This window comes from Pseudarthrobacter sp. (assembly GCF_036675385.1).
Classification (GTDB): domain Bacteria; phylum Actinomycetota; class Actinomycetes; order Actinomycetales; family Micrococcaceae; genus Arthrobacter.
In genome coordinates, this window is the sequence record NZ_JAKFFD010000002.1 from 1 (window position 1) to 12,523 (window position 12,523).

Annotated in this window: 10 protein-coding genes and 1 pseudogene; 3 read left to right on the top strand and 8 right to left on the bottom strand. The window is 65.8% G+C overall.

Annotation, left to right across the window (positions count from 1 at the left end; genetic code table 11):
* The 8 genes and pseudogenes from V6M49_RS00060 to V6M49_RS00095 form a co-directional block, all read right to left on the bottom strand.
* Window positions 1-1,391: pseudogene (locus tag V6M49_RS00060) on the bottom strand (hypothetical protein); the annotation flags it as partial.
* 2 nt (window positions 1,392-1,393) lie between these two features.
* Window positions 1,394-2,479 carry a glycoside hydrolase family 130 protein gene (locus V6M49_RS00065; protein ID WP_332759328.1) on the bottom strand — a complete coding sequence of 362 codons (1,086 nt, stop codon included), beginning with the start codon at window positions 2,477-2,479 and terminating at the stop codon, window positions 1,394-1,396.
* 3 nt (window positions 2,480-2,482) lie between these two features.
* Entirely contained in the window at window positions 2,483-3,415 is a 933-nt protein-coding gene (locus V6M49_RS00070) for a carbohydrate ABC transporter permease (RefSeq protein ID WP_442959673.1), read from the bottom strand.
* A gap of 1 nt (window position 3,416) precedes the next feature.
* Window positions 3,417-4,382: a carbohydrate ABC transporter permease gene (locus V6M49_RS00075; RefSeq protein ID WP_104063771.1), complete on the bottom strand. Its 966-nt coding sequence runs from the start codon at window positions 4,380-4,382 to the stop codon at window positions 3,417-3,419.
* 12 nt (window positions 4,383-4,394) lie between these two features.
* On the bottom strand, window positions 4,395-5,696 hold the full coding sequence (locus V6M49_RS00080; RefSeq protein ID WP_141138710.1) for an extracellular solute-binding protein: 1,302 nt from the start codon (window positions 5,694-5,696) through the stop codon (window positions 4,395-4,397).
* Window positions 5,697-5,731: 35 nt separating this feature from the next.
* Window positions 5,732-6,808: a LacI family DNA-binding transcriptional regulator gene (locus tag V6M49_RS00085; RefSeq protein WP_332759330.1), complete on the bottom strand. Its 1,077-nt coding sequence runs from the start codon at window positions 6,806-6,808 to the stop codon at window positions 5,732-5,734.
* Window positions 6,809-6,953: 145 nt separating this feature from the next.
* The gene (locus tag V6M49_RS00090) at window positions 6,954-7,943 is read right to left on the bottom strand and encodes an LLM class flavin-dependent oxidoreductase (protein ID WP_332759331.1); all 990 of its coding nucleotides are present in this window, start codon (window positions 7,941-7,943) and stop codon (window positions 6,954-6,956) included.
* Between the two features lie 158 nt (window positions 7,944-8,101).
* Window positions 8,102-10,210 (bottom strand): chromosome segregation ATPase, encoded by a 2,109-nt coding sequence (locus V6M49_RS00095; RefSeq protein ID WP_332759333.1) that lies wholly within the window; start codon window positions 10,208-10,210, stop codon window positions 8,102-8,104.
* A gap of 569 nt (window positions 10,211-10,779) precedes the next feature.
* On the opposite strand from V6M49_RS00095, the gene V6M49_RS00100 reads away from it, so the two are divergent.
* From V6M49_RS00100 to V6M49_RS00110, 3 genes are all read left to right on the top strand, one after another.
* The gene (locus tag V6M49_RS00100) at window positions 10,780-11,763 is read left to right on the top strand and encodes an ABC transporter substrate-binding protein (RefSeq protein ID WP_332759335.1); all 984 of its coding nucleotides are present in this window, start codon (window positions 10,780-10,782) and stop codon (window positions 11,761-11,763) included.
* A 24-nt stretch (window positions 11,764-11,787) separates the two neighbouring features.
* Window positions 11,788-12,228, top strand: a complete 441-nt coding sequence (locus V6M49_RS00105; protein WP_332759337.1) for a GNAT family N-acetyltransferase — start codon at window positions 11,788-11,790, stop codon at window positions 12,226-12,228.
* 101 nt (window positions 12,229-12,329) lie between these two features.
* A partial coding sequence (locus V6M49_RS00110) for a TetR/AcrR family transcriptional regulator (RefSeq protein ID WP_332759338.1) occupies window positions 12,330-12,523 on the top strand: 194 nt, incomplete at its 3' end.

A 12,523-nucleotide genomic window follows, 5' to 3' on the forward strand; every position in this document is an offset into this window, starting at 1 on the left:
AGGGCGTGGATGGTGGATTCGGCGCCGGAGTTGGGGTTGATCCGGCCGTCCGTTTCGATCCCGTCGATGGCCGTGCCGGTGGCCGGGTTGTAGGCGGGGGCGCCGTTGGGGTTGGCGCCGAAGAACCAGCCCGCGGCGATGGCGGCCACGTCCAGGAGGCCCGGGGCGTCGGCGGCTTCCGCCGTCGCCACCAGGCTTTGGACGCGGGAGTCCACGCCGTAGGCGATCTGGGCCTCGCCGGGAGCGGGGCTCCAGGCGTTGTTCGGACCGCCGGCTGCGAGCAGTTGCGGCGTGAACTGCGCGGCGTCCTTCACGGCTGCCGTCAGCAGGTCGGGCCGGTTCAGGACAGTGGAAGCGGTGGCAACAGCGGCCGGAGCCATGCCGCCCCACGCATGCCAGAGGCTCTGCGACTTGTTCCACGGCATGATCGCGCCGAACGGCCATTGCGTGGCCGAGCCGGAAGACATCGCGGCCACGCCCTCGCTCAGCCGGGACAGCGCCATGGTGGCCACGGCATCGGATGGAACGGTCTCCACATAGGCGGCCAGGCCCAGCACGGCCTCCGCGGAGGCATCCGCGCCGCCGGCGATGAGCCAGGCCGGGACCTGGACGCCGTCGGCGGTGTCGAACGTTCCGTACTTGGCGAGGGACTGGCGGTTCAGGGCACCCAGGGACAGGTGCAGCCGGTCCTGCAGGAAGGCGGCGAACTCCGGATCGGACTCCCCAAACCCTGCGAAACCTTCGCCCAGGGCCCACACCGTGCGGGCCAGCCAGTAGGACTCCGCGGAGTCGGACGGATCCGGCAGTTCCACGGGAATGGCGCTGGGGTTCAGGCTGCCGTCCGCCTGCTGCCAGAGGATGACGTTGCCGGTGTTCGGGCCGTCCACCGTCTGCAGGTACGTAAGCGTACGGAGGTTCTGGAAGGCGTGCTCCTTGCTCGCCAGGTCCCCGGTCTGCTTCCAGTGCCGCAGGTACACCACGGCGGTGCGGGCAATATCGTCCGCGTTGTAGGCACCCTGGGTCCAGTCACCCGTGGCCGGGTCCAGGTCGCCGCCGCCCACGCGGTCGTAGCTGCCGTCGTCGTTCTTGTCGGCGTAGGTCCACGGCGCTTCGGCCTCGGGGTCCTGCTCCAGCTGGTAGGTGGTGTGCCCGGGCACCGGAGCCAGCGGCACCGTGTCCAGCAGGAAGTCCAGGTGGTCCAGGTTGGTCAGACTCCCGCCGGCGGCCAATGCGGGTTCCAGGACGGGTGCCGCCGGTGCAGTGTGCGCAGTGGCGGCCGACGGCGGCGCGGCAGGGGCCGCCGTGACGGCGCCTGCCTGCAGCGAAACAGCCAGCAGGGAAACGGCCACCGCCGTCACCACCGGCCGTGTGGCCTTCGGTGAAGGCAGCACCCTCAGATCCGGTCCAGTTTGGCCACGCCGATTTTGGAGTCGGCCATCCCGTAGAACACAAACAGCTGGTCGCCGATTTTTTCGATCGCGGTGGGGAACACCACGTTCGGCACGATCCCGGAGATCTCGTCCTCGGTTTCCGGCGCCAACAGCGGCTTGTCGCTGCGGGCGATCACCGTGGAGGGATCGTCCGCGGACAGGATCATGGCCGCGGCGGTGTAGTTGACGTTCTGCTGCTGTTCGAAGGCGGAGGCGGCCATCTTTCCGGCCACGCCGTGGTGGATCAGGAGCCAGCCTTCGTGCACGCGGATGGGGGGCGGGCCGCCGCCGATCTTCAGTTCCTCAAAGGGGAACTCGCTGAGGGCCACCAGCCGGTGCTTGCCCATGTGCACCAGGTTGCGCAGGTCGCGTTCGACGTCGGCCACGGCCACGTAGGAGATCCAGATGCCGGGGCGGTTGTCCGTGACGCCGGCGGGCAGGTGCTCGCCTTCGCCGGGACGGATCCAGCCCAGGTCCCACATGGGGCGGTGCAGCATGGCGTAAGAGGGCACGCCGTCGGGGTCGTTCACCGGCTCCGGGAAGAACACCGCATCCTTGTTGGGAAACAGGTTCAGGTCCATGGAGAGATCGGCCTGGTACTCGAAGAAACACGGGCCAAGGCGGTCCCAGTTCCGGAGGTCCTCGGAGTGGGCGAAGGCGAGGCGGGGACCCAGCGGGCCGTAGGCCACGTAGGTCATGAGGTGCTTGCCAAGGGCGGGCACCCAGGTGGTGCGCGGATCCTCGGTGCCGGCGTTGTTCATGCCGCGTTCCCAGCCCTCGTCCGGGGCCAGGACCACGCCCTCGCGTTCCACGCCGGTGGGCACGCCGTCGTCGTTGATGACCACTTTGGCGAGGCCCACGCGGGACACGTTGCCAGTGGCCACAAGCCGCGGCAGCAGGTACAGCTCGCCGTCCGGGCCGCGGCCGCTGGCGGGGTTGAGGACGCCCTCGGCCTCGAAGTCGTTGCCGGGTTCGGGGGTCATGATGACGCCGGCGCGGGTGAGGGTGAACGGGACAGTGGGGAGTGCAGAAGTGTGGGGGGAAGTCATTGATTAGCCCTTTACGCTGGAACCGATATTGGTGGAAATGAACTGGCGCTGGAAGAAGATGAACAGCGCGACGGCGGGCGCCGCCAGGACGCAGGCACCGGCAAGGATGGCACCGAACGGGTTGCCGGCCTGGCCGGCGATGTTGGAGATGAAGTTGGCCAGTGACACGGCCAGTGGCTGCAGGGACTGCTCCTTGGTGACCAGGAACGGCCACAGGAACTCGTTCCACGGGCCGATGAAGGTCAGCAGCACGGCAGTGACGATGGCAGGACGGACCAGCGGGATGGCGATCTGCCACAGGATCCGAAGCTCCGAGGCGCCGTCGATCCGGGCGGCCTCAAACAGGGTTGAGGGCAGCTGGAGGAAGTACTGGCGGAACACAAACACCGCCGTGGAGTTGATGGCGAACGGCAGGATCATCCCCAGGTAGCTGTCCGCCAGGCCGTAGTCGCGCACGATCATGACGTAGAGCGGGATGAGCAGCAGCTGGAACGGGATCATCTGCACCAGCAGCATCATGCCGAACACCACGCCGCGGCCACGGAACTTCATCTGCGCCAGGGCGTAGCCCACCAGCAGCCCGAAAATCACCGTGAAGAGGATGACACCGCCGGTGAAGATGCCGGAGTTGAGCAGGCCGCGGAACAGGTTGATGGACTCGTTGATCTGCACATAGTTGGCCCCGGTGATGTTGGCCGGATTGGGGAACGCGCCGAAAATCGAGGTGTCCGGGGCGGTCTGCAGCGAACCGATGAGCATGTAGTAGAACGGGAAGAGGAACACGAAGGCGCCCACGCCCAGCAGGATGAAGCTGCCCACGCCCAGGTTGCGGCGTTTTTCGACGCCCGAGTCGGGACGCAGGACGGGTTCCGCTTGCTCGGGGAGCCGGCTCGCGTCGTCGTCGTTCTTGGCGTTTTGTGCGTTGGTGACGGACATGTCAGTCCTCCTTCCCGCCCACGAGGCGTTTCTGGATCAGGGCGATCAGCAGGACGCCGATCACCAGCACCACGCCCAGCGCGGCCGCGACGTCGGGGTTGCCCTGCAGGAGTCCCCGCTGGTACATGATGAACACCGGGGAGGCCGAGGCCCCGTCCGGCCCGCCGCCGCCGGTCAGCAGGTACGGCTCGGTGAAGAGGTTCGCGCCGGTGATGGTGGCCAGCAGCGTGACCAGGACGCTGGCGGGCCGGACGCCGGGAACGGTGATGTTCCAGAACTGGACCCACTTGTTGCCGCCGTCCACGGACGCTGATTCATAGAGCTCATCGGGTATGTTCTGCAGCGCCGCGAGGTAGAGCAGGATGAAGAATCCCAGCTGTTTCCACGTCACGTACAGGGCCACGGTGGGCATGGCCAGCCACGAATTCACCAGCCAGGAAGGGGCTGGGGCCAGGGGCCCCAGCAGTGTGTTGATCAGCCCGTTTCCCTGGAACAGGAAAAGCCAGACACCCACGACGGCGACGCTCGCCGTCACGTATGGGACGTAGTAGCTGAGGCGGAAGAAGGTCTTGAGCCGGGTCACGCGGTTCAGGGCGTTTGCCAGCAGCAGGGACAGGCCCACCGTGAGCGGGACGTTGATGATGAGGAAGACGCCGATGTTCAGGAAGGAGCGCTGGACGGCGGGGTCTGACAGGACGGTGATGTAGTTTTCGAACCCTACAAACGGCCGGTCCACCTTGACCCGCGGTGCTGTGAAGAAGAAATCGTGGAAGGAAATGTAGACGGCGTAGCCGAGGGGGAACGCCAGGACGGCCAGCACGTAGATGACGTAGGGGGCGCTGAACAGCAGGCCCAGCGGCTGGGGGCCCAGGAAGTTCTTACGCTTCCTGGGCACCAGCCGCCGGTCCGCCGTTCCACCAGCCGGTTTCCCCGTGACGGGGTTCCCACTAGAAGAGCGGAGTGACATTGGGGGTCACCGCTACTTCTGGGCTACCAGTTGGTTGATCTTGTCCGCCGCGCCCTTGAACGAGGTGTCGATGCTTTCATTGCCGAAGATCACGGCCTTGGCGTAGGCGGTGCGGAAGGTCTGCCACACTTCAACCGAGTTGGAGACGTTGGGGACCTCCACGGTCCGCGCAGCCTGATCGGCAAACTGCGTGTAGGCCGGGTTCTTGGCGAAGTAGTCCGCGTAGACCGTGGGAAGGTCCTTGCGCATGGGCATCTGGCCGGTGTCGGTCAGCAGCTTGCCGTCCTGCTCCTCGCTGGTGGCGAACTTCATGACCTCCCAGGCGGTGCCCTGGTTCTCGCAGGCCGAGTACATGGCCACGTTCTTGGCGTCGGAGAAGGTTGAGGCATCAGCCTTAGCCGCGGCAGCGGGGACCGGGACTGCGCCCCAGTTCACCTTGTCCTTGTAGGCGGCGATGGCCCACGGACCGGCCATGGACATGGCCGCCTTGCCCTCGGCGAATGAATCGCCCTGGTAGACCTCCTTGGAGGCCAGGTTCTCCTTGTAGAGCGTCTCGAACATCGTGGCGACCTGCTTGCCCTCCTCGCTGTCGAACGTGGCCTTGCCGTCCTTCACCAGCGGGGTGCCGTCGGAGTTGGCTGCATAGAAGGAGTAGAAGTCGAACCAGGCCTGGAAGAAGTCACTGGCCGGTGATGGCCACATGGCGTTGGTGGCAGCACCGGAGGACACCAGGGTCCGGGCGGTGTCCAGCAGTTCCTGGTGCGTCCCCAGTTTCGGGTTCTCCGGATCCAGCCCGGCCTTGGCAAACATGTCCTTGTTGTAGAAGAGGACAACGGGATTGGACTTCCACGGCAGCTGGTACATCTTGCCGTCCGCGGACTTGTACTGGTCCGCCAGGTCACCGGTGCGGTCCTTGATGTACTGGAGCCCGTCCGGGAACTCATCCAGGGCCACCAAACCACCCTGCTTCTGGAACTGGGGAACGGCGACAGGCGCGGTGTTGAAGACCAGGCAGGGAGCGTTGCCGGCCGTGATGGCTGCGCCGATGACTTCCTCGGAGCTCTTGCCGGCAGGGATCTCCTGCGCATCGATCTTCTCGTCCGGGTGGGCGGAGTTCCAGGATTCCACCATCGCCTTGCCCCACTTCACCTCGAACTCGTTGTTGGAGTACCAGATCTTGATGGGGCCCTTGGCGGACGTGGCGGAACCGCCATCGCCGCCCCCTCCGCTGCCGCCGCAGGCAGCCAGGCCAGCCCCCATGACGGTCAGGGCGGCCACTGACAATATTCGCGTGGCTTTGGTAAAGCGCTTCATTGCGACTCCTTGATACTGGTCCCGGTGGGGACCTGCTACGGGTTGGTGTGCTTTTTTGCTTGCTCTGGGGATTGCTGCGGGACTGGCTTGGTGGTTGTGGATGGGGCGGGGCCGGTGGAGGCGCGGACCAGCAGGGAAGGTGCCTGCAGGTCCGTATCCTCACCGGAGTGGGTGCCGTTGAGCTGGTCCAGGAGGGCCTGCGCGGCAACTCTGCCCCAGCGCATGGGGTCAGTGGAGATGGTGGTGAGCGGCGGGTTGAGGTATTGGGTGAACTCTGCGTTGTCGTAGCCGGTGACTGACAGGTCACCCGGGACGTTCAGGCCCTGGGACTGGGCGAAGGACTGGCCGGACGTCGCCATGAGGTCGTTCGCATAGACAATCGCGGTGGGGCGGTCCGGCCGGCGGAGCAGTTCCGCGGTGGCGGCCACTCCCCCGGCCGCCGTGAAATCAGCCTCCGCGAACAGATCCGCTGCGAGGCCGGCAGCGGCCATGGCCGCTTCCCAGGCCCGGCGGCGGCTGCGGCCGTGGATGTATTCCTGGGCGCCGCCCACGTGGCCGATCCTGACGTGCCCCAGGGCCAGAAGATGTTCGACGGCGGCCGTTATGCCGTCCGTGTCATCCATGGACACCGCGGGGAAGGGGGAGTCCGAATCCGGCCTGTTGAGCGTTACGGCCGGCAGCTTGAGCTCGCGCAGCAGGCCGATCCGGGAATCATTGTGACGCACATCGGTCAGGATCACGCCGTCCACGCGGCCGCCGTCGGCCAGTTTGCGGTAGGCCCGCTCTTCGGCGCCGGGGGCGGTGGCAACGCTCAGGACCAGCGTGTAATCGTGCTCGGCGAGGGTGGTCTCGATGCCCGCAATGAACGCCGGGAAGAACGGGTCCGTGCCAAGGAGCTTGGGGTCGCGGGCCACCACAAGGCCCAGCGCGTAGGCCTTCGCGGAGGACAGGCCCTTGGCTCGGAGGCTCGGCTTCCAGCCAAGCTCTTTGGCGACCTGGAGGATCCGGCCCCGGGTGGCGTCGCTAACGCCGGGCTGGTTGTTCAGCGCATACGAGACAGCACCCTTGCTGACGCCGGCCGCATGGGCGACGTCGCTGATGGTTACTGCCATGATGTGGGACCCTTCAGGTTTTGGGTCCCGTGACTCACGCCACTGAACCGGTTCAGTAGACTCTACTTAACCGGTTCAGTTGAGGGATGTCAAGGGCCCGCCGCCGCATTGGTGGGCGCGTCACCGCTTGCTGGCGGCACCGGACCTAGACCCGGGCCAGCCCGGCAACCTCCGCCAGCAGCTCAACGGAGCGGATCCTGGCCTCGGTGCCGGTGTTCTGGTGCGCCACGATGAGTTCGTCGGCGTCGGAGTGCCTGGCGAACTCCTCGAGGTAGTCGTTCACAACGTCCGGGGTGCCGATGGCCGAGTACGTCATCATCTGCGAGACGTGCTGGCCCTGCGGGGAGTCCAGGATCATGTCCGCTTCGTCGTCGGTGAACTCGCGCCCGCCGCCAAAGAACAGACCGACGCGGGCGCGCAGCGTGGCCCGGAAAGCCGTCTGGGCTTCGGCTGCGGAATCGGCTGCGATCACGTTGACGCCGGCGATCACGTGCGGGGCATCGAGCTGCGCCGACGGCTTGAATTCGCTGCGGTAGAGCGCCACGGCATCCTGCAGGGCGTTGGGGGCGAAGTGCGAGGCGAAGGCGTACGGCAGGCCCAGCTGGGCGGCGAGGCGGGCGCCGAACAGCGACGATCCGAGGATGTACAGCGGGACGTTGGTGCCCTTGCCGGGGGTGGCCTCCACGCCCTGGATTCGCGTGGGACCGGTGAGGTAGCCCTGCAGCTCCAGGACGTCTTGGGGGAAAGTGTCCGCGGACATGGGGTCGCGGCGCAGCGCGCGCATGGTGTTCTGGTCGCTGCCGGGGGCGCGGCCCAGGCCAAGGTCGATCCGGCCCGGGTGCAGCGTTTCCAGGGTGCCGAACTGCTCGGCGATGGTCAGCGGCGAGTGGTTGGGCAGCATAACGCCGCCGGCGCCGAGCCTGATGGTCTTGGTGTGGGCGGCCACGTGGGCGATCAGCACGCTGGTGGCCGACGACGCGATGGCGGACATGTTGTGGTGCTCGGCGTACCAGATCCGCCGGTACCCCAGCTCCTCCGCCCGCTGTGCCGTGGCCACGCTGCCGGCGAGACTCTCCGCCGCCGTCTGGCCTTTGCCAATGGTTGCCAGATCAAGGATGGAGAGGGGAAGCGTCACGTCGGTGCCGGCCTTTCAATGCGTTGCGTAGGGTGGCCGGCCGGGTCGCGGCGGGCACACTGTGGACAACGACGGCGGCGTCCGGGTTATTTCTGCGGCAGGCGGTGGGGTGGCCCACAGCATCCGCGGGAGACTGCGTCTCAGGCCTGGATCACGGATCAGGCGACGCACCCGCCAAGCGCGATCTGACTGTCAATTGCATTGATCTGGTTCTGTACGCTGCCCAGGGCCTTTTGCAGATCAGAGACGACCGTTCGCTGCGCGTCGACGGCAGCCTTTTTTGCCCCCTTTTGCGACTGCAGGTTCCGCAGCACTTCCTGGGCTGCGGTGATCCGCTGATCAAGCGTGGTCGACTGCACCTGCAGGGCTGCCAGCGCCGCCTCCGCGGCGCTGATATCACCATTGAGCTTGTTGAGCTGCGCAACCAAGGGAGCAACCCGTGTCTGCAAAACGAGAATATCGGCCTCCTTCGCAGTGATCTGGCTGTTAAAGCCAGTCAGGTCAGCCGCCAGCTTGTCCAGGATTGTGTTCAGTGCGCTGATCTCGGCTGTCTTGCCGGCCACCGCTTTATCCGCCTCCTCCACTGCGGCCTGGAGGCCAGGCAGTTGGTCGTTGAGCGCAGAAAGCTCGGCCTGTTTGTCCTCCACGGCGGCGGCGACTGCAACGTGGGCAGCTTCTGCCTCTTCCAGTGCAGTCTTCCGGTCCGCCAAGTCAATCCGCTGAGCATCGATGGCCGCATTTGCAGCGTCCAGTCCCTCGGTCAGTCCCTGCACTGCCGTTTCGAGATCAGCCACGATTTTTTCCTGCGCCGTAACACCACTTTCTGCGGCGGCTGCTGTGCCCTGCAGTCCGGTGAGCTGACCCTGAAGGACGGCGAGTTCCCCTTCCTTTGCCGCAACGTCGCCGTTGGCCTGCGTTACAGCGCCTTGAAGCGTCGGCACCTCGGCTTTCAGGGCTGTGATCTCGCTTTCCTTTGTGGCAACGGCGAGATTGGCTGCGCTCACGACTGCCTGCAGCGGCGCCGCCTGCTGCTGAAGGGCGCTGCTCTGCTGCTGCTTGAGCAACAGCTCCGAGCTCAAAGCGGTCACCTGCGAATTGAGGCCAGTGAGATCACCCTGCAGGCCGGAGATCAGCGTGTTCTTGTCAGTGATCTGGTTCGTCACCGCTGCGAGCTCCGCCGCCTTGGCATCCCGCTGGTTCCGCAACCCGGTCGCGTTGCCTTGGGCCCTGTTAATCTTGTCGGTTAGATCGGCTATCTCAGCCTCCAACAACGCCCCCTGGCTTTGGAGTGCGGCGAGTCCGCCCTGTGCCGTCGTCAACGCGCCTTGCTTGGACGTGATTGTCGTATTCAGCGTGGCGATCTGCCCCTGAAGCGTGGCGATCTCGGCGGCAGCCGCCGTTATGGCACTGGTGTTTGCGGCGAGCGCGGACGCCGCTGCAGCAGCGCTGGCCTGCTTAATGGCCAGATCACTCTCGGCGGCGCTGATCTGGGCGTTCTTGGCGGAAAGTGTGTCAGCTGCCGCGGTCGCCAACGTCTGCAAAGCCAAGAGCTGGCCCTGCGCTGTGCCGATCTCCACCGTCTTGGCGTACACATCTGCAGCGGCCACTCCAGCCGCCAGCTCCAAGTCCGCGAGCACCGTCTTGGCATCATCCAGCTTTGCCTGCCCGGCCTGAAGGTCACCTTCTGCAGCCGTACCTGACTGAACGAGGGAATCCAGCTCCGCCTCGGCATCGCCTACTTCACGGGTTGCAATGTCCACAGCGGCCGCTGCTTCCCGGGCTGCTCCGGTGAGCGTGACAAGTTCGCCCTCTGCGAACTGAATCTGGGCTTCTTTGTCGGCGAGCGCTTTAGCAGCCGCAGCTGCTTGGGCCTCGAGCGTCACCAGCTCCCCCTGGGCAACCCCAATCTGCCTGTTCTGTTCAGCTATCAGCGCTTCGACAGCCGACGCCTCTCCCCTGAGCAGTGTTGCGGCTTCCTGCGCCTGCTCGATTTCGTCCTGCAACGGCGATATTTCCCTTTCGAGGCTGGCCGCCGCCTGCAGGAGCCTTTCAAGTTCCTGCTGAGTGTCAATAATGGAGAGCTGGGTGGCATCCTGTTCGCCCCTAAGGACAGCGATCCGGGAATCTGTGTCGGTGACAGCTTGGTCCAAGCGCAGTTCCTCCGCTTCGAGGGCAGCAAGGTCCGTTGCTGCGGTGGCGAGCTGTGCCGTCAAGCTGCTCTTCGTCGTTTCAAGTCCGGCGCGCTCCGCCTGCAGTCCAGCGATCACCTCAGCGTTCTTCCGGGCCGCGGCCCTGAGGAGGTTCTCCTGGACCGTTCCCCGGTGCGCCAGCTGGTTCACCACGCCGTTGCAGATACCGGCGACGGACTCCGAACCCGCGGCCGCCGGCATAACAAAAACAAGCGTGCTGGTCAGCAGACCCGGCAGGACAACTGCAGCGGCAAGGCGCCGGGCGAAGACAGACTTTGAGGGGGCAGCCGACATGATGACTCCTGATCAGACCTTGTGGGCGGCCGGTTCCGACCGCAACCTAGTCTCACCGTAAGTTGAGCACCGACCGTGCACACGCGTAGCGGGCACCTGTCTTTCCCGCGCGAGTACTCGTTTTCTCAACCGCTTCCGGAGCCCTACTTGGTTTCACCGGGCGGAGCCGCGGAAGCACATGCCGAGTACCCCGGAGGCCCCCAAATGTGACCGCCGCGGTCGCCCGGTGAACTGCACGTTACTCCCGGTATCGCACCGTTTCGGCAGCCTTTGATCCCGCACCAGCGGTCCCGGATAGTTGCTGCCAAGAACACCGTTCCGTTCCGAAATTCAGCAACTTGCAAGGGGAAATCATGGCGAAAATCAAGACAAGGCAGGCTGCCGGTGCAGCACTCGCAGCAGTCACGCTGCTGGCGCTGGCCGCCTGCTCGGACCCGGGCGCGACGGCGGCGACAGCACCGTCGTCGGGCTCTACGGCGAGCGCGGCAGGCAAGACGTTCAACCTGGCCCCGGAGCAGAACCGCGTCAAGGTGGCCGTGGATGCGAAAGCCGCCGCGCTGGTCCCGGAGGCCATCAAGGCGGACGGCAAACTGACCGTGGTCACCACCGGCGGCACGGCCCCGCTGAGCCTGTTCGCCACCGACAACAAAACGCTCATCGGCAGCGAAGTGGACATCGCTTATGCGGTGGGCGAGACACTGGGGCTGACCGTCGAGGTGCTGCCCGTGGCCTGGGCCGACTGGCCGCTGGGCGTTGAGTCCGGCAAGTACGAGGCCGTGCTCTCCAACGTCACCGTCACCGAGGCGCGCAAGGAAAAGTTCGACTTCGCCAGCTACCGCAACGACCTCCTGGGCTTCTACGCCAAGACCGATTCCACCATCGGCGAAATCAAGGCAGCCAAGGACGTTGCCGGCAAGCGCATCATCGTGGGCTCGGGCACCAACCAGGAAGCGATCCTGGTGCGCTGGGACGACGAGAACAAGGCCAAGGGCCTGGCGCCGGTTGAGTTCCAGTATTACGACGACGACTCCGCCTCCACGCTGGCACTCCAGTCCGGCCGTGCGGACCTGACGTTCGGCCCGAACGCCGGGGCTGCGTACAAGGCCGCGAAGGACGGCAAGACCAAGGAAGTGGGCACGCTCAACGGCGGCTGGCCGCTGACCGCCGAAATCGCCTTCACCACACAGAAGGGCAATGGCCTGGCCGTTGCTGCCCAGGCTGCCCTCAACCAGCTGATCGGGAATGGCAGCTACGCTCAGATCCTGGACCGGTGGGGCCTGTCCTCGGAGGCCATCAAGACCTCCGAACTGAACCCGCCCGGCCTGCCCAAGAAGTAGGCCCGCCTGTGGGTTAATGGTCCGGTGACTGCCGACTTCTCCCTCCGCCCCAGCCTGGACACCGACGGCCCGTGGATCGCCGAGCTCCGCGCCGTCGTGATGCGTCCGGACCTTGAGCGGCTGGGCCGCTTTGACCCGGTCCGCGTCCGCGAGCGCTTCCTCAACGGGTTCCAGCCGGAGCACACCTTCGTCGTCGAGGTGGCTGGGCAGAATGCGGGCGTGATCGCTGTCCGCCCGGAGCCCGACACGCAGTGGATCGAACACTTTTACCTGGCCCCGGAGCATCAGGGAAAGGGCCTCGGCGGCGCCGTGCTCCGGCAGGCCATGGACGCGTCCCAGGACCACCGGCCCTTCCGCCTGAACGTCCTCCAGGGAAGTGCCGCCCGGCGGCTGTATGAGCGCCACGGCTTTGAGGTGGAATCGGAGGACGCTGTGGACGTTTTTATGGCGGCGCCGGTCCCTTAGCAGATGCCGCGTTCCTGGAGTTCCGGGACGAGGTGGTTGACGATGTCGTCCGCCTGTTCCGGAAAGTGCACTCACGGCGGGTTTGGCAATAGTCTGGCCAGATGGGGACAAATACCGTGAACTCCGGCGAACAGATCGACAGGCAGTCCCGCATTCTCGAAGCGGCACTGGAATTGCTGTCCCGGCACGGTATTTCAGGCGTGAGCATGCGCGCCGTGGCTCGCGAAGCCGGCGTCGCACTGGGCCTGGTGAATTACTACTACGACGACAAGACGAGCCTGATCCGGGCGGCCCT

Excerpts from the sequence above, each read along its gene's own strand:
- V6M49_RS00065 (WP_332759328.1), bottom strand. The coding sequence starts at position 2,479 with ATGACTTCCCCCCACACTTCTGCACTCCCCACTGTCCCGTTCACCCTC.
- V6M49_RS00070 (WP_442959673.1), bottom strand. The coding sequence starts at position 3,415 with ATGTCCGTCACCAACGCACAAAACGCCAAGAACGACGACGACGCGAGC.
- V6M49_RS00075 (WP_104063771.1), bottom strand. The coding sequence starts at position 4,382 with ATGTCACTCCGCTCTTCTAGTGGGAACCCCGTCACGGGGAAACCGGCT.
- V6M49_RS00080 (WP_141138710.1), bottom strand. The coding sequence starts at position 5,696 with ATGAAGCGCTTTACCAAAGCCACGCGAATATTGTCAGTGGCCGCCCTG.
- V6M49_RS00085 (WP_332759330.1), bottom strand. The coding sequence starts at position 6,808 with ATGGCAGTAACCATCAGCGACGTCGCCCATGCGGCCGGCGTCAGCAAG.
- V6M49_RS00100 (WP_332759335.1), top strand. The coding sequence starts at position 10,780 with ATGGCGAAAATCAAGACAAGGCAGGCTGCCGGTGCAGCACTCGCAGCA.